At 73.9% G+C, this 21,522-nt stretch carries 17 protein-coding genes and 1 pseudogene; 7 read left to right on the top strand and 11 right to left on the bottom strand.

Features of this window, described 5'->3' with window-relative positions; translation table 11 throughout:
- Positions 1 to 60: 60 nt before the first annotated feature.
- The 4 genes from ABZW30_RS13880 to ABZW30_RS13865 all read right to left on the bottom strand — a co-directional run bounded on the left by ABZW30_RS13880 (position 61) and on the right by ABZW30_RS13865 (position 3,601).
- Positions 61 to 915: a 1,4-dihydroxy-6-naphthoate synthase gene (locus ABZW30_RS13880; RefSeq protein ID WP_355671308.1), complete on the bottom strand. Its 855-nt coding sequence runs from the start codon at positions 913 to 915 to the stop codon at positions 61 to 63.
- Entirely contained in the window at positions 908 to 1,654 is a 747-nt protein-coding gene (locus tag ABZW30_RS13875) for a futalosine hydrolase (RefSeq protein ID WP_355671307.1), read from the bottom strand. The genes ABZW30_RS13880 and ABZW30_RS13875 overlap by 8 nt, the downstream gene beginning before the upstream one ends.
- 10 nt (positions 1,655 to 1,664) lie before the next feature.
- Positions 1,665 to 2,201 carry a hypothetical protein gene (locus ABZW30_RS13870; RefSeq protein ID WP_355671306.1) on the bottom strand — a complete coding sequence of 179 codons (537 nt, stop codon included), beginning with the start codon at positions 2,199 to 2,201 and terminating at the stop codon, positions 1,665 to 1,667.
- A 74-nt stretch (positions 2,202 to 2,275) separates the two neighbouring features.
- Complete coding sequence (locus ABZW30_RS13865; RefSeq protein ID WP_355671403.1) at positions 2,276 to 3,601, bottom strand: MFS transporter; 1,326 nt, start codon at positions 3,599 to 3,601, stop codon at positions 2,276 to 2,278.
- 577 nt (positions 3,602 to 4,178) lie between these two features.
- On the opposite strand from ABZW30_RS13865, the gene ABZW30_RS13860 reads away from it, so the two are divergent.
- Positions 4,179 to 5,060 carry a DUF3027 domain-containing protein gene (locus ABZW30_RS13860; protein ID WP_355671402.1) on the top strand — a complete coding sequence of 294 codons (882 nt, stop codon included), beginning with the start codon at positions 4,179 to 4,181 and terminating at the stop codon, positions 5,058 to 5,060.
- A 338-nt stretch (positions 5,061 to 5,398) separates the two neighbouring features.
- A complete protein-coding gene (locus tag ABZW30_RS13855) occupies positions 5,399 to 8,695 on the top strand; it encodes a molecular chaperone Hsp90 (RefSeq protein WP_355671305.1) in 3,297 nt (1,098 codons plus the stop codon).
- Between the two features lie 84 nt (positions 8,696 to 8,779).
- Here the strand turns inward: ABZW30_RS13855 and ABZW30_RS13850 are convergent, their stop codons facing one another.
- The 3 genes from ABZW30_RS13850 to ABZW30_RS13840 are packed head-to-tail and all read right to left on the bottom strand — an operon-like array spanning position 8,780 to position 11,797.
- Positions 8,780 to 8,938, bottom strand: a complete 159-nt coding sequence (locus ABZW30_RS13850; protein WP_355671304.1) for a hypothetical protein — start codon at positions 8,936 to 8,938, stop codon at positions 8,780 to 8,782.
- Between the two features lie 35 nt (positions 8,939 to 8,973).
- Positions 8,974 to 11,430: an HAD-IC family P-type ATPase gene (locus ABZW30_RS13845; RefSeq protein ID WP_355671303.1), complete on the bottom strand. Its 2,457-nt coding sequence runs from the start codon at positions 11,428 to 11,430 to the stop codon at positions 8,974 to 8,976.
- Positions 11,431 to 11,482: 52 nt separating this feature from the next.
- A complete protein-coding gene (locus ABZW30_RS13840) occupies positions 11,483 to 11,797 on the bottom strand; it encodes a DUF2530 domain-containing protein (protein WP_355671302.1) in 315 nt (104 codons plus the stop codon).
- A gap of 187 nt (positions 11,798 to 11,984) precedes the next feature.
- Between ABZW30_RS13840 and ABZW30_RS13835 the strand changes: the two genes are divergently transcribed.
- Entirely contained in the window at positions 11,985 to 13,445 is a 1,461-nt protein-coding gene (locus tag ABZW30_RS13835; RefSeq protein ID WP_355671301.1) for an NCS2 family permease, read from the top strand.
- Positions 13,446 to 13,532: 87 nt separating this feature from the next.
- On the opposite strand, the pseudogene ABZW30_RS13830 reads toward ABZW30_RS13835, so the two are convergent.
- Positions 13,533 to 13,983: pseudogene (locus ABZW30_RS13830) on the bottom strand (VOC family protein).
- A 142-nt stretch (positions 13,984 to 14,125) separates the two neighbouring features.
- Here ABZW30_RS13830 and ABZW30_RS13825 point away from each other — a divergent pair.
- Complete coding sequence (locus tag ABZW30_RS13825; RefSeq protein WP_355671300.1) at positions 14,126 to 15,049, top strand: DUF4231 domain-containing protein; 924 nt, start codon at positions 14,126 to 14,128, stop codon at positions 15,047 to 15,049.
- Positions 15,050 to 15,264: 215 nt separating this feature from the next.
- A complete protein-coding gene (locus tag ABZW30_RS13820; protein ID WP_355671299.1) occupies positions 15,265 to 16,977 on the top strand; it encodes a hydrogenase maturation protein in 1,713 nt (570 codons plus the stop codon).
- Positions 16,978 to 17,061: 84 nt separating this feature from the next.
- Here the strand turns inward: ABZW30_RS13820 and ABZW30_RS13815 are convergent, their stop codons facing one another.
- Together ABZW30_RS13815 and ABZW30_RS13810 are read right to left on the bottom strand one after the other, a co-directional pair.
- Positions 17,062 to 17,892: an MHYT domain-containing protein gene (locus ABZW30_RS13815; protein ID WP_355671298.1), complete on the bottom strand. Its 831-nt coding sequence runs from the start codon at positions 17,890 to 17,892 to the stop codon at positions 17,062 to 17,064.
- 298 nt (positions 17,893 to 18,190) lie between these two features.
- Positions 18,191 to 18,670, bottom strand: coding sequence for a VOC family protein (locus tag ABZW30_RS13810; protein WP_355671297.1), 480 nt, complete (start codon positions 18,668 to 18,670; stop codon positions 18,191 to 18,193).
- Between the two features lie 123 nt (positions 18,671 to 18,793).
- Between ABZW30_RS13810 and ABZW30_RS13805 the strand changes: the two genes are divergently transcribed.
- Complete coding sequence (locus ABZW30_RS13805) at positions 18,794 to 19,228, top strand: MarR family transcriptional regulator (protein WP_045692358.1); 435 nt, start codon at positions 18,794 to 18,796, stop codon at positions 19,226 to 19,228.
- A gap of 403 nt (positions 19,229 to 19,631) precedes the next feature.
- Positions 19,632 to 20,921, top strand: coding sequence for an MFS transporter (locus tag ABZW30_RS13800; RefSeq protein WP_355671401.1), 1,290 nt, complete (start codon positions 19,632 to 19,634; stop codon positions 20,919 to 20,921).
- 52 nt (positions 20,922 to 20,973) lie between these two features.
- On the opposite strand, the gene ABZW30_RS13795 is transcribed toward ABZW30_RS13800, so the two are convergent.
- Positions 20,974 to 21,492 (bottom strand): GNAT family N-acetyltransferase, encoded by a 519-nt coding sequence (locus tag ABZW30_RS13795; RefSeq protein WP_355671296.1) that lies wholly within the window; start codon positions 21,490 to 21,492, stop codon positions 20,974 to 20,976.
- Positions 21,493 to 21,522: the final 30 nt, after the last annotated feature.

Genomic DNA, 21,522 nt, shown 5'->3' with positions numbered 1-21,522 from the left:
CGGGGCGTCCGGGGCGTCCGGGGCGTCCAGGGTGTTCCGGGCGTCCAGGGTGTTCCGGGGCTACCCGAACGCGAGCGCACCCGGGTCGAGCGGGGGTACCAACCCCTCCGCGGCGGCCCGGGTGAGCAGCGCGCGGACGGCCTGGTAGCCCTCCTCGCCCAGGTCGGCGGTGAACTCGTTCACGTACAGCCCGATGTGCTGGTCGGCGACCGCCGGGTCCATCTCCTGGGCGTGCGCCAGCACGTACTCCCGGCTGGCCGCCGGGTCCGCCCAGGCCTGCCGGACGGAGGCGCGGATCGTGTCGGCGAGCTCACGCAGCCGCTCCGCTCCCAGCGAGCGCTTGGCCACGATCGCGCCGAGCGGGATCGGCAGGCCAGTCTCCCGCTCCCAGGCCTCGCCCATGTCGGCCAGGCTGTGCAGGCCGTACTGCTTGTAGGTGAAGCGCGCCTCGTGGATCACCAGGCCGGCGTCCACCCGGCCGTCCCGGACCGCGGGCATGATCTCGTGGAACGGCAGCACCACGATCTCGCCGAAGCCGCCCGGCACCGCCCCGGCCGCCCAGAGCCGGAACAGCAGGTAGGCGGTGGATCGCTCGGACGGCACCGCCACCGTCTTCCCGGCCAGCTCCGCGGGTGAGCCCACGCCCGGCAGGGTGAGCACCAGCGGGCCGCAGCCGCGCCCGAGCGCGCCGCCGCAGGGCAGCAGGGCGTACTCCTCCAGGACCCAGGGCAGCGCGCCGTAGCTGATCTTCAGCACGTCCAGCTCGCCGCGCTCGGCCAGGCCGTTGGTGATGTCGATGTCGGCGAAGGTCACCTCGGGGGCGCCCGCCCCGGGCACCAGGCCGTGCGCCCAGGCGTGGAAGACGAAGGTGTCGTTCGGGCAGGGCGAGTACGCGATGCTCAGCCGTTCAGCCATGGCCGGCCTCCTCGATCAGTTCGGCGACGGGCAGCGCGGCGAAGGCCCGCTCCAGGGCGGCCAGTGCCTCGCCGATCCGCCAGGAGGCCCGGTCGCGCGGGCCCACCGGGTTGGAAACGGTCCGCAGTTCGAAGGCCGGCACGCCGTACCGGGCGGCGGCCTCGGCCACGCCGAAGCCCTCCATCGCCTCGGCGGCGGCGCCCGGGTGGCGGGCGGCCAGCGCGGCGGCCCGCTCGGCGCTGCCGGTCACGGTGGAGACGGTCAGCACCGGGCCGGTCAGGGCGCCCAGCGCCCGGGCGGCCAGCGCCACAGCGGCCGGGGGAGGGGTGTGCCGGGCGGTTCCGAAGCCCAGCTCGGTGACGTCGGCGAAGCCCTCGGGGGTCTCGGCGCCGAGGTCGGCGGCCACGATCGCGTCGGCCACCACGGTCGCGCCGACCGGGGCGTGGGGGGCGAAACCGCCGGCGATCCCGGCCGAGGCGACCAGGCCGTACGGGCGGGCGGCCAGCGCGGCGGAGGCGGCGGCCGCGGCAGCGGCCGGGCCGACCCCGGCGGCCAGCACGTCCACCGGAGCACCCTCGGACCGGTGCAGCACGCCGCCCGGCAGCGGCAGGGCGGCGGCCCCGCCGGGCAGGCCGCGCAGCACGGCCTCGGCCTCGGCGGGCACCGCGACGACGACGAGCAGTCGGGCCCGCCCGGGGCCCGACTGCTCGGGGTGCGCGTCGGTGACGTGCGCGGTCATCGCGGGACCGTCAGCTGTCCTGGGTGTTCAGCTGGAAGTACCAGATGGCGGTCGGGCTCTCCAGGTCCCGGTCGCCCTCGACCACGGTGATCAGGGTCCGGCCGGAGGAGTTCAGCAGCTGGCTGGCCGCGTGGGAGCCGGAGTAGGTCGAGCCGTTCTTGGACCAGCTGGACACGGTGAACTGGCCACCGCCGCTCACCGGGCCGCCGTTGCTGAAGGCCACCCAGCCCTTCTTGGCCACCTCCGGGGAGACGCCGACGCCGACGCGGTCGCTCAGCATGACGTCGGAGCTCGGCAGGGTCCCGGCCTTCAGGGCGTCCTGGGCCTTCTTCGAGCACTTCTGCTGGTCGTCGTCGGACAGCGGGCTGCCGTCGTCGTTGGCACAGAACGGGTCCTGGACCTGCGAGGAGTTGCCGACGGTGAGGGTCACGCGGTGGTCGCTGATCTCCGTCTGGCCGGAGGCGTAGGCGATGGACCCGCCGACCGTGCCGGCGCCGACCACGACGACGGCGCCGAGGGCGGCGATGACACGGGAATTGAGGCTCATGCGTCAGAATCTACCGGGCCGGGCCGATCACGCTACGCGGGGGTCGACCACCGCGTGTTGCCGCACCGTCGGAATCAGGCCACCCGGGGCGCGGCCAGGTGCCGCCGCGGGCCCAGCCGCAGCAGCGAGTGGACCGTCCACACCAGCATCAGACCGACCACCGAAGCCGCGATCGACAGGCCCAGCACCCCGTTCAGCGGCAGCACGATGCCGACCGCGCCGCCCGCCACCCAGCACAGCTGCATCAGGGTCTCCGAACGGGCGAACGCCGAGGTCCGCACCGCCTCCGGGACGTCCCGCTGGATCAGCGCGTCCAGCGCCAGCTTGCCCAGCGAAGCCGCCATCCCGGACACGCCGGCCACCAGAACCACCGTCAGCACGCCGTACCAGAGCGCGGCCGCCGCCGTCACACAGGTCGCCAGCAGCAGCATCGCGGTGACCGTCGCCTCCGGGGCCCGGGTGCGCAGCCAGGAGCCCAGCACCGAACCCAGCGCGTTGCCCGTCCCCGCCGCCAGCGCCACCAGGCCCAGCGCCAGGGTCGGCTTCAGGCCGCCGATCGGTTCGGTGCGCAGCAGGAAGGCCAGGAAGAACACCAGGAAGCCGACCAGCCAGCGCATCGCCGACATCGCCCGCAACGCCAGCACCACCGAGGGGCCGACGGTGCGCAGCGAGGCCTTGACCTTCGGTGGCTTGTGGTGGATCAGGTGCGAGCCCTCGCCGTGCACCTCGGCGTGCAGGACCGCCCGCTGCTCGCCCTTCGCCGAGTCCACCTCGTGCGGCAGGTGGAAGGCCATCAGGGTGCCGATCACGAACACCAGGAAGGCGCCGCGCAGCGGCCAGGCCGGCCCGATCAGGTGCAACAGCCCGCCCGCCGCGGCCGCCACACCGGTGGCCAGCAGCCCGGCCAGGGTGACCCGGGAGTTCGCCTTGACCAGGGACAGTCGGCTCGGCAGCAGCCGGGGCACCACGACGCTGCGCACCACCCCGTACGCCTTGGACGCCACCAGCACGCCCAGTGCCTCCGGGTAGAGCGCGATGCCGCCGCCGGAGACCACCCCGGCCATCGTCCAGGCCAGCACCGTCCGGGCCAGCATCGACATCGCCATGGCCGCCCGGCGGCCGTGCGGGAGCCGGTCCAGCAGTGGGCCGATCACCGGGGCCAGCAGGGCGAAGGGGGCCATGGTGATCAGCAGGTACAGGGCGACCCGGCCGCGGGCCTGGCCGGTGGGGACGGAGAAGAAGATCGTGGAGGCCAGCGCGATGGTGATCAGCATGTCGCCGAAGGAGTTCAGCGCGTGCAGTTCGATCAGCTTGGCGAGGCCGGACTCGCCCGCGCCCTCGGCGGAGGTGGCCCGGCGGATCCGGCGGCCGGTGCCGTGCGCCAGCTTGCCGAGGCGGATGCCGACGGCGGAGACGGCGCGCACCAGGATGTTGCGGTGGGGCTCGGGGAGGTCCTCCTCCAGGTCCTCGTCGAGCGCGTGGAGGTGACGGGTGTGGGCGTCGTCCGGAACGTCCGGTTTCTCCAGGTCGTCCCGGGCGGCGGGCGCCTCAAGGCCGTTCCCCGGCCGCGGTTCGCCCGCAGCGGGGACGGGAGGCTGCGGTCGCGGCGCGGCGGCTGCCTCGTCGGGGCTGCCGGCCTGCGAGGCGCGCAGTGCGTGCTGCGACGGGTTGTCGTCCGCCACAAGCCCATCCTGCCCCAGATCCGCCGTTGCGACGCGGGATTCCGCTTCGCTCGGCGCGGCCGCGGAAGGCCCGGCTCCGCCCCGGACTGTGCCGGGGCACCGACCGGCGGGTAGCCTGCCCAGGGTCCGCCCGTCGGGCGCCGGGCGCCGGCAGGCCGGTCGAGCGGCGCGGTCGGTACCCGTGGCGGCCCCGGGTCGCGCAGAATGGACGAGGGACCACCGAGCCGCGACGGAACAGGCAACACGCCGTGGGTGACAGAAGAACTGGGAGAGAATCGACGCCGTGAGTGCTGCGATGCGAAGCCGTACCCCCGACCGGCTCTGTGCCGAGGCCGTCGAACTCGCCCGTCAGGCTGCCGAGGAGGCCGTCGGACCGGAGGCGGTCGGCCCGCACCTGCGCGTCCAGGCGGATGCCGACCGTGTCGTCACCCACAGCTTCGAGTGCCTGGACGCGGCCTACCGCGGCTGGCACTGGGCGGTCACCGTCGCCCGCGCGCCGCGGGCCAAGAACGTCACCCTGGACGAGGTCGTGCTGCTGCCCGGCCCCGACGCCGTGCTGGCCCCGGAGTGGGTGCCGTGGAGCGAGCGGCTGCGCCCCGGCGACATGGGCCCCGGCGACCTGCTGCCCACCGGCGCCGACGACGTGCGGCTGGAGGCCGGCTGGAGCGGCGAGGACGAGCCCGCGCCGAACTCCGCGGTCGCCCTTGCGGCCGAGGAGGACGTGGTCGTCACCGACCCGCACGTCCAGCCCGCCCCGGCCCGTGCCCAGATCAACGCCGTCGCCGAAGAGCTCGGCATGGGCCGCAGCCGGGTGCTCTCCCGGCTCGGCCTGCACCTGGCCGCCGACCGCTGGGAGAAGGCCCACGGCCCGCAGACCCCGATGGCCCAGGCGGCGCCCGCCGCGTGCGGCAGCTGCGGCTTCCTGATCCCGATCGGCGGCTCGCTCGGACAGGCCTTCGGTGTGTGCGGCAACGAGTTCGGCCCGGCCGACGGCCAGATCGTCTCCTTCGCGTACGGCTGCGGCGGGCACTCCGAGGCGGCCGTCATCCCGGCCCCGCCGGCGCCGTCCGAGCTGATCCTGGACGAGCTGGTGGTCGAGCCGCTGCAGCTCCACCCGGACCGTGCCTCCGGCTCGGTCGAGCCCGACGCCCCGGCCGAGGAGCTCGGCCACTCCTGAGCCCGCGTCGCTTGACGGGCCCGTCCCGCTGAACCGGTGGGGCGGGCCGCGACGTTTGCGGGAGTGGGGGCGCCCGATGCGGGACCCCCGCCGTGCCTGTCGCCCGCGGGCATCCCCCATTCCGCGGGCGACAGGCCTCCTGCCCGCACACCCCACCCCCACCCCCCGCCCCGGCTTGCCCACCGCCCGCGGGGCGCCCCGAGCGGGGCCGGTCGGCGGCGTCGGCCTGCGGATCCTTCGGGTACGGGCGCCTCCGGGCCGGGCCGTGGTCGGGAGTAGTCGGTGGGGCAGGGAAGAATGCCCTTAGACGTACAGGGCGGCGGAAGGCGGCAGGTCCAGTGGAACCTCGGATCATCGGCAGCGGCACGGACGAGCACCTCGCGGACTCCTTCGGGAGCGCCGCGTTGCGCCGACGGGTGCTGGACGCCTGGGCCGCCTCGCCGGCCCGGTTCCGGGAGGACGCCAATGCCGAGGAGGAGCTGGCACTCGGCGGCTACCGGGACCGGCTGGTGGTCGAGTTGGCGCAGAACGCGGCCGACGCGGCGGTACGGGCCGGGCGCGGCCCCGGGCGGCTGCGGCTGACCCTGGCCGACGGCGTGCTGGCCGCCGCCAACACCGGCGCCCCGCTGGACGCGGCCGCCGTCGAGTCGCTGTCCACCCTGCGCGCCTCCTCCAAGCGCGGTGAGGAGCCCGCCGTCGGTCGCTTCGGCGTCGGCTTCGCCGCCGTCCTCGCCGTCACCGACGAGCCCGCCGTGCTGGGCGCCGCAGGCGGGGTGCGCTGGTCGCTGGGCGAGGCCCGGTCGCTGGCCGAGGCGCAGCCCGCGCTGGCCGACGAGCTGCGCCGCCGGGACGGCCACGTGCCGCTGCTGCGGCTGCCGTTCGCGGCCGAGGGCCCGGCCCCCGAGGGCTACGACACCGTGGTGGTGCTGCCGCTGCGGGACGTCGCCGCCGAGGACCTGACCCGCCGTCTGCTGGCCGGGATCGACGACGCGCTGCTGCTCACCCTGCCGGGCCTGGCCGAGGTCGTGGTGGAGACCCCGGAGGCCACCCGGACGCTCACCCGTAGCTCCGCCGAGCCGCGCCCGGACGGCGTCACCGAGGTCACCGTCACCGACGACGCGGGCGGGCTGCTGCGGCAGACGGTCTGGCAGACCGTCGGCGCCTCCGGCCGCTTGGACGCCGGGCTGCTCGCCGACCGGCCCACAGAGGAGCGCACCCGCCCGTACTGGACGGTCACCTGGGCCGTCCCGGTCGCCGAGGACGGTGCCCCGCAGCGGCCCGCGATCGAGCCGGTGCTGCACGCGCCCACCCCCAGCGACGAGCCGGTCGGCCTGCCCGCGCTGCTGATCGCCTCCTACCCGCTGGACTCCACCCGTCGGCACATCGCCCCCGGCCCGCTCGCCGACTTCCTCACCGAGCGCGCCGCCGACAGCTACGCCGAGCTGCTGCGCGCCCGCGGCGCCGACCTGGGCTCGCTCGGCCTCGTCCCCGGGCCGCTCGGGCAGGGCGCGCTGGACAACGCGCTGCGCGCCGCCGTGTTGTCCCGGCTGCCCGGCACGCCGTTCCTGCCGCACCCCGGCGTCGTCGAGGAGGGCACGCCCGCGCTGCGGCCCCGGGACGCGACGCTGCTGGAGGGCGCGGACGGCTCGGTGGTCGAGGCGCTGGCGCCGATCTTCCCCGGGCTGCTGCCGGCCGGCCTGGAGCGCCGTACCGAGCTGCGGGTGCTGAACGTGCGCCGGGTGCCACTGGCCGAGGTGGTCGACCAGCTCGGCGGCCTGGACCGCGACCCGGCCTGGTGGCGCAACCTGTACGCGGCGCTCGGTGCGGCCGACCCGGAGGCGCTCGGCGCGCTGCCCGTGCCGCTCGCCGACGGGCGGACCGTGACCGGGCCCCGGCGGGTGCTGCTGCCCTCCGAGGACGCCGACTGGGCGGCTTTCCCCGGCTACCCCGAGACGCTGGCCGACGCACTCGCCGCGCTGGACCTGCGGCTGGCCCACCCCGAGGCCGCCCACCCGCTGCTGGCCAAGCTCGGCGCCGGCACCGCCACCCCGGCCGGGGTGCTGGACACGCCCGAGGTGCGGGCCGCCGTCGCCCGCTCCTACGAGCTGGCCGAGGACGATCCGGACGCCGCGCTCGAACTGGCCGACGCCGTCCTGGCCCTGGTGAAGGCCGCCGCCCCGGCGCCCGGCGAGCACCCGTGGCTGGCCCGGCTGGCGCTGCTGGACGACGAGGGCGAGCCCGCCCGCGCGGGCGAGCTCGTGCTGCCCGGAAGCCCGTTCGCCGCCCTCGCCCGCGAGGAGGACGCCGGCTGGGTGGACGACGAGCTGCTGGAGCGCTGGGGCCCCGAGGTGCTCGCGGCCGTCGGCGTGCTGGCCGACTTCGTGCTGGTGCGCGCCGAGGACGTGGTGCTCGACCCGGACGACCTGGAGCGGCTCGACCCGACCGTCCCGGCCGACCGGGCGGCCGGCGGCCACCCCACCGGCCTGCTGGACGAGGCGCCGGACGGGCTCGCCGACTGGGCCGAGGACGCCCTGGAGGCGCTGCACGCGGACGAGGTGGTCGGCGTGCCGCCGGTGGCCGCCGAACTGCTGGCCGTCCGCGACCTCGACCTGGTGGACGACGACGCCTGGCCCGAGGCGCTGGCCGCACTCGCCCGCCCGCCGTACCGGGACGCGGTGGTCAACCCCGTCCGCACCCTGTTGCCGAACGGCTCCTACACCGACCTGCCGCCGTACACCGCCTGGTGGCTGCGCGACCACCCGGTGCTGGCCGGCCGCGAGCCCGCCGGGCTGCGCGCCGCCGGGGCCGACCCGCTGCTGCGCGGCCTGTACGACGAGGCGCGCACCACCCTGGACGAGCAGTTCCTGCACGCGCTCGGGGTGCGCACCACGCTGGCCGCGCTGCTCGCCGAGACGCACGGCCCGGACGAGGTGCTGGACCGGCTCACCGACCCGGCCGCCGAGGTCGGGCACCGTCAGCTGCACGGCATCCACACCGCGTTGGCCCGGGTGGACCGCGAGCGGATCGAACCGCTGGACGTGGTGCGGGCGTTGCCGCCGCTGGACCCGGCCACCGGGCGCCGTCCGGACCGCACGGTGGTGGTGGACGCCACCGAGGCGGTCGTCGCCGACGCCCCGGACCTGGTCCAACTGCTGCACCCGTACCCGCTGTTGCCGGTCGCCCCGGCGCTCGCCGCGGACCTCGCCGAGCGGCTGCACGTGTCGCTGGCCAGTGAGGTGGCCGGCGGCCGGGTGCTCTCCGAGGGTGTGCTGCACCGGGTGCCGGCCGTGGTGCGGGAGCTGCTGCCCGGCTGCCCGGTCGCCTACGAGGAGCACGAGGAGCTGCTGGTGGTCGGCCCGGACGGCAACGAGGCCGCGGTGGACTGGCGTTGGGACCCGGAGTCGGACGCGCCGGAGCCGCCCTACGACCCGGAGCTGGCCGAAGCCGCCGACGAGGACGACGAGTTCGAGGTCCCGCCGGTGCCCGGCCTGCTGCACGCGGCCACCCCGGAGGGCCTGGCGGCCGGGCTCGCCTGGTCGGTCGGGCAGTGGCACCGGCGCTTCGAGGTGCTGGCCGCGCTCAGCGAGCCGGACCGGGCGTACGAGCTGTCCGCGGCCCGGGACTTCGAGGGCTGAGCGGACCGAGAGGGCGGACCGGACTGAGCGGCCTCAGCCGTCGCGCGGCTTGAGCCGCAGGTAGACGGTGGTGGTGACGGTCAGCTAGACCGCGCCGAGCGTCACCATCGCCGCCGCCTTCACCGCGGGCGTCGGCCTGATCGTCAGGCCGACGCCCGCCATCGCCAGCGCCGTCAGCCCGACCGCCAACAGCCCGCCCAGGAAGGCGATGAACGCCTCCAACTCCCCACCCCTGCGCGCCATTCGGCACCCCCTCCCAGGACCATGCTATGCCGGGGTCATTCGAGCCCGCGGCGCTTCATGAAGCCCCAGGCGATCTCCAGCACGATGCCGCAGAGCACCGCGATGGCGACGCCTGTCCACGGGTCCCGTCCGCGGACCAGGGAGAGCTGGAAGAATTCGGACAGCGGCGGGACCACCAGGACCAGGACGAACGCGCCGCCCATGGTGCCGATCAGCAGCAGCCGCCACCAGTTGTACGGGCGGGCGACGATGGCGAGCACCCAGATGGCGATCAGGAAGAGCGTCAGGGTGGCCACGCTGGTGTCGGCCTCGAGGTCGGTCGCGTGGTCGGCGCGGGCCAGCGCGTAGGCGACGAAGGTGCCGGTGCCGGCGATGACGCCGCCGGGGATCGCCAGCCGCAGGACGCGCTTCACGAAGCCGGTACGGGCCCGCTCGGTGTTGGGGGCGAGGGCCAGGAAGAAGGCCGGCACGCCGATGGTGAGGGTGGACAGCACGGTGGAGTGCCGGGGCAGGAACGGGTACGGCGAGTGGGTGAAGATCACCAGCAGCGCCAGCAGCACCGAGTAGACCGTCTTCACCAGGAACAGCCCGGCCACCCGCTCGATGTTGCCGATCACCCGGCGGCCCTCGGCGACCACCGCGGGCATGGTCGCGAAGGAGTCGTTGAGCAGCACGATCTGGGCGACCGCCTTGGTGGCGTCCGAGCCGGTGCCCATCGCCACGCCGATGTCGGCGTCCTTGAGCGCGAGCACGTCGTTGACACCGTCGCCGGTCATCGCCACGGTGTGGCCGCGGGACTGCAGCGCTCCGACCAGCCGGCGCTTCTGCTGCGGGGTGACCCGGCCGAAGACGCTGGTCCGGTCGGCGGTCTCGGCGAGCTGCTCCGGGTCCTCGGGCAGGGTGCGGGCGTCCAGCGGGCTGTCCGCACCGGGCAGGCCGAGGTGGTCGGCCACCGCGCCGACCGAGACCGCCGCGTCCCCGGAGATCACCTTGGCCCGGACGTTCTGGCTCTCGAAGTAGCGCAGGGTGTCGGCGGCGTCCGCGCGCAGCCGCTGCTGGAGCACCACCAGGGCGAGCGGGGTGAGGTCGGCCGCCGGGTCGGGGGAGTCCAGCGGGACGGGCGTGCGGCCGAGCAGCAGCACCCGCAGGCCCTGGGCGCCCAGTTCGTCCACCTCGGCGAGCGCCGGGTGCCCGGCGGGCAGCAGTACGTCGGGGGCGCCGAGCAGCCAGCTGGCCTCGCCGCCCTGCGGCTCCAGCAGCTGAACGCCGCTCCACTTGCGGGCGGAGGAGAAGGGCATCGCCTCGATCACCCGCCAGCCGTTGCCGCCCGGGCCGGCGCCGTCGCCGCGCCCGTACGCGTCGATCACGGCCTGCATGGACGGGTTGGGACGGGCGTCGGCGCCGGCCATCACGGCGAGCGCGTGCTTGATGGTGTCCTGGTCGACCGGGGCGGGCTCGCCGTTGGAGATCACCCGCAGGTCGATCACGTCCATGCCGCCCTCGGTGAGGGTGCCGGTCTTGTCCAGGCAGACGGTGTCCACCCGGGCCAGGCCCTCGATCGCCGGAAGCTCCTGGACCAGGCACTGCCTGCGGCCGAGCCGGATCACGCCGATAGCGAAGGCCACCGAGGTCAGCAGCACCAGGCCCTCGGGGACCATCGGCACGATGCCGGCCACCATCCGGCGGACGGCCTCGCGCCAGTCCCGGCCCTCGACGGCCAGCTGGCTGATGATCAGGCCGAGCGCGGTGGGGATCAGCAGGTAGGTGATGAACCGCAGGATGCTGTCGATGCCGCTGCGCAGCTCCGACTTCACCAGGGTGAACTTGCTGGCCTCCTCGGCCAGCTGGGCCGCGTAGGCCTCACGGCCGACCTTGGTGGCGGTGAAGGCGCCCGCGCCGGCCACCACGAAGCTGCCGGACATCACCTGGTCGCCGGGCTGCTTGAGGACGGGGTCGGGTTCGCCGGTGAGCAGCGACTCGTCGATCTCCAGGCCGTCCGCCTCGGTGACGTCGCCGTCCACGATCACCTTGTCGCCGATGCCGAGCAGCACGGTGTCGTCGAGGACGATCTCGGAGACGGTGATCTGCTGGACGGTGCCGTCCCGGCGGACCTGGGGGCGGGCCTCTCCGATCAGTGCCAGGCTGTCCAGGGTCTTCTTGGCGCGCAGCTCCTGGAGGATGCCGATCGCGGTGTTGGCCACGATGACCAGGCCGAACAGGCCGTCCTGGATCGGGCCGACGATCAGGATGATCCCGAACATGACGCCGATGATGGCGTTGAACCGGGTGAAGACGTTGGCCCGGACGATCTCCTTGGCGGACCGGCTGGACCGCACCGGCACGTCGTTGACCTGCCCCTTGGCGACCCGTTCGGCCACCTCGGCGGAGGTCAGGCCACCGCGCCGCCCGGGCAGCAGCCCGAGGGGGTGCGCTCCGTCGGGGAGGTCTCCGTCGGCCGGCTGCTCTTCCTCGGGCTGGGCAGGCTGCGTCATGGCACCGACTCTACGGGCGCCTTATGTCCGATGCGTGCTACTAAAGGGCTGTTCAGTCCGACTGGGTGGCCGGGCCCGCGCCGCTGCCGGTGCCGTCGCCGTCGGCCTCGCGCAGGGCGGCCTCGGCGGTGCGGTTGCGGGCGATCGCGTCCCGTCGGGCGCGGCAGTACCAGAGGCCGATCAGGCCGAGCAGACCGCCGGAGAGGCAGATCCAGGGCCAGGTGCCGTGCCCGTGGTCGGAGAGGGTGCCCTGGAAGGGGAGCAGGGCCAGGAAGGCGACGAACCACAGCACCGTGCCGCCGCCGACGATGGCGACGTCGTTGGCCTCCAGGGGAGGGGGCGAGGGGTGCAGCGGCGTCTTGGGCATGGGGCCTAGCGTACGGTGCGGTGGGGGCCGGGCGGGGCCCCTGGGTGCGCTCCGGGACGTCCCGCGGGCTCTACGCGCGAAGATAGCGCGTGTGCGATCCGGAAACCATACTTAATGGTCTACGCCCGGCCACCGTCGCCCCGGGCGGTCCCCCTCTCCTCAGCTCCCCCACAGAGGACGCCCCGCCATGCCTGTGGTCCAGCCGACCACCGAGTCGCCCGAGCCGGCCGACGCCGCGCCCCAGCCCCCCACGGGTGCCCTGGACCGCTACTTCCGGATCAGCGAGCGCGGCTCCACCCTGCCGCGCGAGGTCCGCGGCGGTGTCGCCACCTTCTTCACCATGGCGTACATCCTGGTGCTGAACCCGATCATCCTGGCCAGCGCCACGGACATGACCGGGGCTCACCTGGGCAGCGCCCAGCTGGTCACCGCCACCGCCCTCACCGCGGGTCTCACCACCCTGCTGATGGGCGTGATCGGCAACGTGCCGATCGGCCTGGCGGCCGGCCTCGGTGTCAACACCATCGTGGCGCTGCAGCTCGCGCCCAAGATGACCTGGCCGGACGCCATGGGCATGGTGGTGCTGGCCGGCTTCGCGATCATGCTGCTGGTCGCCACCGGTCTGCGCGAGCGGGTCATGAACGCCGTCCCGCTCGGCCTGCGCAAGGCCATCGCGATCGGTATCGGCCTGTTCATCAGCCTGGTCGGCCTGGTCGACTCCGGCTTCGTCAGCCGCGTCCCGGACGCCGCCCACACCACCGTCCCGCTGCAACTCGGCGGCAACGGCCACCTGCTCGGCTGGCCGGTGCTGGTCTTCGTGTTCGGCCTGCTGCTCACCCTGATCCTGGTCATCCGCAAGGTGCCCGGCGCGATCCTGATCAGCATCGCCGGCTCCACCGTGCTCGCGGCGGTGATCGACAAGCTGGTCGACATCCCGGCGCTCAAGTGGGGCCTCACCGCCCCGACCTGGCCCGGCAACCCGGTGGCCGCCCCGGACTTCGGCCTGGTCGGCAAGGTCAGCCTGTTCGGCGGCTTCGGGAAGGTCGGCGTGCTGACCGGCGTGCTGTTCGTCTTCACCGTGCTGATGTCCTGCTTCTTCGACGCGATGGGCACCATCCTCGGTGTCGCCGACGAGGCCCACCTGCTGGACCACAACGGCGACCTGCCGGGCATCAACAGGGTCCTGATGGTCGACGGCATCGCCACCGCGGCCGGCGGCGCCACCTCCGCCTCCGCCAACACCTGCTTCGTCGAGTCCACCGCCGGCGTCGGCGAGGGCGCCCGGACCGGCTTCGCCTCGATCGTCACCGGCCTGCTCTTCATGGTGGCGCTCTTCCTCACCCCGCTGGCCACCATGGTCCCGGCCCAGGCCGCCACCCCGGCGCTGGTGACGGTCGGCTTCCTGATCCTGGCGAACTCCGTCAAGGAGATCGACTGGGCCGACTACACCATCGCGATCCCGGCCTTCCTGACCATCGTGATGATGCCGTTCACCTACTCGATCACCAACGGCTTGGGTATTGGGTTCATCATCTTCTGCGTCCTCCGCGTTGCCGCTGGTCGGGGGCGCGAGGTGCCGGTGGCCATGTACGCCGTGGCCGGTGTCTTCACCTTCTACTACCTGATGCCCGCGCTCGGTCTGCTCTGAGGCGCTGCGGCCGTGCGACGGCCCCGGCTCCACAACGGCCCCGCCCTCCGGTTCCGGAGCGCGGGGCCGCGTCGTTCCCGGGCCCGGTCAGTGGACGCAGAACTCGTTGTCCTCGGGGTCCCGCATGACGGTCCACTCGCCGCCGGGCTCCTTGACGTCGCGCAGCACGGTGGCGCCGAGGGCTTCGAGCCGGGCGACGGTGGCCGCGCGCTCGCCGGGGCCGGGGTGGACGTCCAGGTGGAGGCGGTTCTTGCCCTGCTTGGCCTCCGGGACGGCCTGGAAGAGGATGCGGCGTCCGAGGCCGGTGTCCGAGGCCGGGTCGTACGGGTCCTCGGGGTGGCGGACGGCGGCGAGGGTGCGCCAGGCGGGCCGGCCGTCCAGCTCGGTGAGGGCGTCGGGGGGGGACCGCACCGGCGTCGAGCAGGCGGGTGATCAGTGTGCCGTGGTCCTCGACGGTGTAGTCGAGGGCGGCGCCCCAGAAGGCGGCCTGGCGGTGCGGGTCGGCGCAGTCGATGACGAGCTTCCAGTGCAGCGGCATGTAACCGTTTATATCGGTTACCCGAGGGTGGGGCAATCATCGACGGTCGGAAGGCGTCGCGGAAGGTGTCAAAAAGGCGACCGTGTGGGTCAGTTGACGGTGGGCATACTGCTTGGACGGAGACGGGGAGGGGGCTCGACCGATGGTGCAACAGGATCCGCCCGGGGGAGTCGAGGCACGGCTGCTGCCGGATCTGTTCTGGCGGGCGGACAAGGCCTCGCTGGACGGACAGCGCGAGACGCTGCGCTGGCACCGCGGACTGATCGCGATGCTGGTGATCGCCGCGCTGATCGGGTCGCTGCCGGGCCCGGACCACAAGGGCGACAGCGATATCAAGCCACTGTTCTCGGTGGCCGCCTTCCTGGTGGCCGGCTACTTCTGGTCCCGGCTGCGCCGCAGCAACCCGCAGGGCCGTTGGTACGAGGCGCGGGCGGCGGCCGAGTCGGTCAAGACGCTGGCCTGGAAGTACAGCGTCCGGGCCCGGCCGTTCGACGGTGAGGCCGAGTCGGCGGACGCCGACCGCGGCTACCTGCTCCAGGTCGAGGACGTGCTGCGGGCTTTCGAGGACCCGGAGATCGTGCCGCCCGGCACCGTCCCCGAGATCACCGAGGAGATGAGGCGCGCCCGGGCCGACAGCCTGACCGCCCGGCGCACCCTCTACCTGCGCACCCGGGTCGAGGGCCAGCGCACCTGGTACCGCTCACGGGCCGACTCCTGCGAGTCCCAGGCGGTCTCCTGGGGGCTCGGCATCGCGACGCTGATCATCATCGGCGCGGCGGCGGCGATCGCCCAGGCCACCGGCGCGCTGGAGGTGCACATCTTCGGCGCCAGCTCGGCCGCGGCCGCCGCGATCATCGCCTGGACGCAGCTCAAGCAGCTGCGCCCGCTGGCCGCCGCCTACCAACTGGCCGCGCGCGAGCTGGAGAACGTCGGCAACCAGCTCTCCGACCTCGACCTCAGGGGGCCGGACGCCGAGGCGCGCTGGGCGCGGCTGGCCGCCGAGGCGGAGGACGCGGTCTCCCGGGAGCACACCACCTGGCGGGCCCGCCGGGCGTTCCCGCGCTAGGGCCTGCCTCTTGGGTCCTTGCCCGCTCCGGGAGGGGTGTGCCAGGTCAACTCCGGGAAGAGGCTGGGGAGGTCCGGCGAAGCACGGGCCACGCCGGGGCCACAGGTGTGCGGGGTGGGTGAGGGTAGGGCGTCGAGGCACGGAACGTAACCATTACGTGTCCATGTCCTGGTTTCATCGCCTCCGCGCACCCGAAGTCCTGCCCGGAGGCCCCTTTGCGCATTCTCCTGATCGCGACCGCGTTCAACAGCCTGACCCAGCGCGTCCACACCGAGCTGCGCGAGCGCGGCCACCAGGTCGCCGTCCGACTCGCGCTCGGCGACGACCGGATGCGGGCCGCGGTGGCCGACGTCGACCCCGAGCTGATCATCTGCCCGATGCTCACCAAGGCCGTCCCGGCGGACATCTGGTCCACCCGGACGGTCCTGATCGTGCACCCGGGCCCCAAGGGCGACCGAGGCCCGTCCTCGCTCGACTGGGCGATCACCGAGGGCGCGCGGCGCTGGGGCGTCACCGTGCTGCAGGCCGTCGAGGAGATGGACGCGGGCGACATCTGGGCGTCCGTCGACTTCGCCGTCCCCGACTGCGGCAAGAGCGAGCTGTACCGGGGCGAGGTCGCCGACGCCGCCGTCGAGGCCGTCCTGCTGGCCGTCCAGCGCTACGAGGGCGGGCTGTACACCCCCGAGCCGCTGGACTACGCCCGCCCGGACGTGCGCGGCGAGCTGCGCCCGCCGCTGCGCCAGGAGGTCCGCCGGATCGACTGGGAGCAGGACGACACCGCCACCGTGCTGCGCAAGCTGCGCGCCGCCGACTCCCAGCCCGGCGTGCTGGACGAGTTGTACGGGCGGGAGTTCTTCCTGCACGGCGGACACCCCGAGGACGACCTGCGCGGCCCGCGGCCCGGCGCCGTCATCGCCACCCGGGACGGCGCGATCTGTCGGGCCACCGTGGACGGTGCGGTCTGGATCCCGCAGCTGCGCCCGCGCCGCACCCCCGGCGGGCCGGCCACCTTCAAGCTGCCGGCCGCGACGGTGCTCGCCGACGAGCTGCACCGGGTCCGCGAGGTACCGGTGACCCCGGTCGAGGCCGCCCGCCGGGACACCTGGTCGGAGCTGCGCTACCGCGAGGACGGCGACGTCGGCTACCTCGAATTCGCCTACGCCGGCGGGGCGATGAGCGCCGAGCAGTGCCGTCGGCTGCTCGCTGCCTACCGGATGGCCGCCGACCGGCCCACCTCGGTGCTGGTGCTCGGCGCGCCCCGGGACTTCTACTCCAACGGGATCCACCTCAACGTCATCGAGGGCGCGGCCTTCCCGGCGCTGGAGTCCTGGGAGAACATCAACGCGATGGACGACCTGGTCGAGGCGATCCTGACCACGAGCGACAAGCTGACCGTCGCCGCGCTGGCCGGGAACGCGGCGGCCGGCGGCCTGATGCTGGCGCTCGCCGCCGACGAGGTGTGGTGCCGGGAGTCGGCGGTGCTCAACCCGCACTACCGGCTGATGGGCCTGTACGGCTCCGAGTACTGGACGTACACCCTGCCGGCCCGGGTCGGCGCGGAGCGGGCCGAGCGGCTCACCACGGAGGCGCTGCCGGTCGGGGCCGAACACGCCCGCCGGATCGGCCTGGTGGACCGTACGGCCGGCGGGGACGCGGCCGGCTTCCGCCGCTGGGTGGCCCGCGAGGCCGCCCGGCTGGCCGCCTCGCCGGAGTTCACCGGGCGGCTGCTGGACAAGAAGCGCCGCCGCGCCGAGGACGAGGAGGCGAAGCCGCTGGCCGAGTACCGGGCGGAGGAACTGCGCCGGATGCACGCCAACTTCTACCGGGCGGGCGAGTCGTACCACGGGCTGCGGCGGGATTTCGTGCGCAAGGTCTGCCCGGTGGCCACGCCGGGGCACCTGACCGGGCCGCTCGGACGGCCGGAGTAGCCGCAACGGCAGGCGATCGAGGGACGAACGACGTCCGGCCGGGGTGGGGGACCCGGCCGGACGTCCGCTTTCCGCCGCGCGCGGTCAGCGACGGGCGCCCGCCCTGCCCACCGCCCGTCGCCGCTGCGGCGGGACGCGGGGCGTCCGCGTCGGCAGCGGCGCTGCCGGGCCGACCAGCAGTGGCTGCGAGGAGGTCTTGCTCGGCGAGACGGCGAAGGCCAGCGCGCCGAAGAAGATGTAGCAGCCCAGCCCGACCCCGAGCGGGAAGATGAACTGCAGCGCCATCACGCCGTCCTGGGTGGAGTGCGAGAAGTCCAGCCGGACCGACAGCGCCGCCATCCCGGTGTAGTGCATCGCGCAGACCGCCACGCCCATCACCGGCGCCGCCGCCAGCACGGCGACGGTGCCCCGGATGTTCAGCGCGGCCCAGAGCGCGGCCGTCGCCGCGAACACCGCGATGCCGATCGACAGTTCCACGGTGAGGTGGTCGTAGCCGAGGTGGCCGGGCAGCACCATCGCGGCCATGCCCAGGTAGTGCATCGCGGCGACGCCGAGCCCGGTGGTCAACCCGCCGATCAGCAGTGACAGGACGGGACGGCTGCGCCAGTACCCGACGGTGAACAGCCCGACGCCGACCACCGCGACGGCGACCAGCAGGCTGAGCACGGTCAGCCCCGGCTGGTAGGTGATCTCGACGCCGCTGACCGAGAAGCCGAGCATCGCGATGAAGTGCATGGACCAGATGCCGGCACCGAGCGAGGTCGAGGCGAACAGCAGCCAGACGGCCCGGCTGCGGCCATTGGAGATGAGCGCCCAGCGGGCACTGCGCAGGGCGACGAAGGCGCCGAGGCAGGCGACGAAGTACGAGACCGCCGGTGTCACCCAGCCGTGGTCGGCATGATGGATCTCACCCAAGAGAGCTCCCTGGACGGATGCGGGGATGCGGGCGCCAGGGCTCGGGCGGAGGCGGGGGACCGGGTACGGGGGAACGGTGGAACACGCGCGGAGACGGGCGCGGAGGGGGCTCCGCCAAGGGGAGACCTGGCCGTGTGGTGCCCCTGACAGCGGGGACAGTAACCACTGCCCGGTGGGCGCACAAGGTTCGCGTTTTTCGTGAAGTCCCAGGTCAGCGTTGACCTTTACGCGGCCTGCAAGATCTTGGCACCAAGCCCTGACACCGCCTGCGCACGGCCCCCAGGCGCGTTCGCCGGCCCTACTGCTCCAGCGGGGCTAGCCCGAACGGGTGGCCCGCCGGGTCGATCAGCACCCTGAGTGTGCGGCCGTGCTGGTAGCTGGGTTCGGTCGCGCCGAGTGCGAGGGCCTTGGCGGTCGCCTCGTCCAGGTCGTCGACGTAGAAGTCGAGGTGGAAGTGCTTGCTGCCGTCCGGCTCGGTCCACGGCTGCGGCCGGTAGTCCGTCACCCGTCCGAAGCCCAGCGGGCTGCCGCCCTCCGGGTTGTCCAGGATCGCGAAGTGTTCGTCCACGTGCCGGGTCTCCCAGCCCAGCAGCTCGCCGTAGAACGAGGCCAGCGCGACCGGGTCGGCGCAGTCGATGGTGACCATGGCGAGCCGGGCGAAGCCGGTGTCGTCCTGCCCGGACTGCGCGGACTGCCCGGACGTTGCGGACTGCTCGTACGGCGCGGGCGGCGCATACGGCACGTACGGCGCGGGCTGCTCGGCGGCGAGATCGGACATGACTGGTCGGCCCTTCCTGGCGTCGGGAGCGGTGACCCCATGACCAATATGGCACCGGGTCGATCTTCCGGCGCGGCGGGAACCCGTTTTTCCTTAGGGAGGGTAATGACGTAAGCTAAAGAGATGCCCGAGATGTCCGAGCAGGACCTCGCAGCGATCTCTCAGCTGCGGTCGTCCACGATGCGCCTCTCCCGACGACTCAAACACCAGCGGGTGGAGGAGTCGTTGAGTCCCACCGAGATGGGAGTGCTGGGCACCCTCGCCCGGTGCGGGAAGGCGACGCCGGGTGAGCTCGCCCGGAAGGAGCACGTGCAGCCTCCTTCGATGACCAGGATCGTCGCGATGCTGGAGGAGAAGGGCCTGGTGCGGCGCGAGCCGCACCCCGAGGACCGCCGCCAGGTGGTCGTCAGCAGCACCGAGCAGGCCGAGGCGATCCTCGCGGAGAGCCGTCGGCGCCGAAACGTCTGGCTCGCCGAGCTCGCCCAAGGGCTCGACGAGGAGGAGTGGGCCGTCCTCCGGGAGGCCGCGCCCGTGCTCTACAAGCTCGCACACCTCTAGGCATGCCGAACCCGGCGAGCCGCCGGGAGAAGAAGGGGCCAGCATCACCGCAGGACCGACCACCGACACCAGGAGCGCGACGGCCACCGCCAAGGCCGTCGCGCCGCGAGGGGAGACCACCGTGACACCGCCGGCCGCAGCCAGCGCAGCCGCCATCCGTACCGACGACCCGACCACCGACCCCGCCGCGGACCGTGCCGCGGCCGCCGGCGCCCAGGCCCCCGCCCCCAGCGGACTGCCCGGCAGCGGCGACGACGACCCCGACGAACGCACCGCGGCGGACTCCGCCGCTCAGGGCCGCAGCCACGCGTCCCGCCCGTCGCCCGCCACCACCCTTTCGGCGACGAGCTCGGCTCGGCCCCTCCCGTCTCCCACAGGAGCCCGTTTCACGAGGCCCGGGGGGATGTTCTCCTCCCTGCGCGTTCGCAACTACCGCTACTACTTCGCCGGCCAGGTGGTGTCCAACACCGGCACCTGGATGCAGCGGATCGCCCAGGACTGGCTGGTGCTGAGCCTCACCGGCAGCCCGCTCGCGGTCGGCATCACCACCGCCATGCAGTTCCTGCCGATGCTGCTGCTCGGCCTGTTCGGCGGCGTGCTCGCCGACCGGATGCCCAAGCGCCGGCTGCTGGTCTACACCCAGGGCGCGATGGGCCTGCTCGCCGCGGGTCTGGCCGTGCTGACCGTCGGCGGTGTGGTGACGCCGTACTACGTGTACGCCTTCGCGCTGCTGCTCGGCCTGGTCACCGTGGTGGACAACCCGACCCGACAGGCCTTCGTCGCCGAGATGGTCGGGCCCAAGGACCTCGCCAACGCGGTCAGCCTGAACGCCGCCAACTTCCAGACCGCCCGGCTGGTCGGCCCCGCCGTCGCGGGTCTGCTGATCGCCGCGGTCGGCAGCGGCTGGGCCTTCGCCGTCAACGCGCTGTCCTTCGCCGCCGTGATCGGCGGGCTGCTCGCGATGCGGGAGGGCGAACTGCGCCCGACCGAGCCGATCGCCCGCGAGAAGGGCCAGCTGCGCGAGGGCCTGCGGTACGTGAAGGAGCGGCCCGAGCTGCTCTGGCCGATGGTGTTGGCCGGATTCATCGGCACCTTCGGCTTCAACTTCCCGACGCTGCTCTCCGGTTTCGCGTACGACACCTTCAAGGTGGGCGCCGGGCAGTACGGCCTGCTGAACACCGCGATGGCGATCGGCTCGCTGGCCGGTGCGCTGCTCGCCGCCCGTCGGGGCGCGCCCCGGCTGCGCCGGCTGGTCGGCGCGGCGCTGGCCTTCGGCGCGCTGGAGGTGGTCGCGGCCTTCGCGCCCGACTACTGGACCTTCGCGCTGCTGCTGATGCTGATCGGGGTGTTCGGGCTGAGCTTCAACACCTCGGTCAACTCCTTGCTGCAGCTGGCCACCGACCCCGAGATGCGCGGTCGGGTGATGGGCCTGCTGGTGCTGGTCTTCACCGGCGGTACGCCGATCGGCGCCCCGGTCGTCGGCTGGGTCACCGCCTCGTACGGGCCCCGGCTCGGCCTGCTGGCCTGCGGCGTGGTGTCCGCGCTGGCGGCCGCCGCGGTCGGCCTGGTGCTGGCCCGCAGCGCGGACCTGCGGGTGCGCTTCGACCTGCACCCGGGCCGTGGCGGCCGGGTGGTGGCCGTCGTGCCGAGGAGCGGTCCGGCGCGCAAGGCCGAGCTGGCCACCGCCTGCTGATCGATCGTCGGGCACCCCCGGAGTCGGGACTCCGGGGGTGCCCGACGCCGTGTCAGAGGCGGATGGCCAGCACCTGGCCCGGCCAGACGCCGGTCGGCTGCTCGACCTCGAAGCTCTCGGTCTCGGTGAAGCCGAGCGCCCGGTACTGGGCGACCAGCTTGCGGTCCGCGCCGCCGTAGCAGTCCACCCGCAGCAGGCCGATGCCGCGCCGACGGGTCTCCTCGATCGCGTCGGCGATCAGCGCCGCGCCGATGCCCGAGCCCTTGCGGCTGCGGTCGGTGACCAGGTTGCGGACGTACAGCTCGCGCTCGTCCACGGCGGGGATCCACCGGCCGCGGTCCTCGGAGAGCACGCAGCAGCCGACCGTGCGGCCGTCGTCGTCCACGGCGAGGCGGATCAGGAAGGGCTCGGCGGCGTACGAGGAGACCTGGTCGACCCGGGCCTGGTTGGTGCTGAACGGCTGGTCGCCCCACTGGCCGGTGCGGTCCTGGCCGGCCAGCCAGGACACGGCGCCGTCGAGCAGGGACAGGATGTCGGGGACGTCCGCTGGACCCCCGTTGCGGATCTTCATGGATAAACGTTCTACCCCAAGCGGTCGATC

Source organism: Kitasatospora sp. NPDC004669 (assembly GCF_040609455.1).
Lineage (GTDB): Bacteria > Actinomycetota > Actinomycetes > Streptomycetales > Streptomycetaceae > Kitasatospora.
The sequence above is the reverse complement of the archived record's forward strand: the minus strand, read 5'-3'. Positions and strand labels throughout refer to the sequence as shown.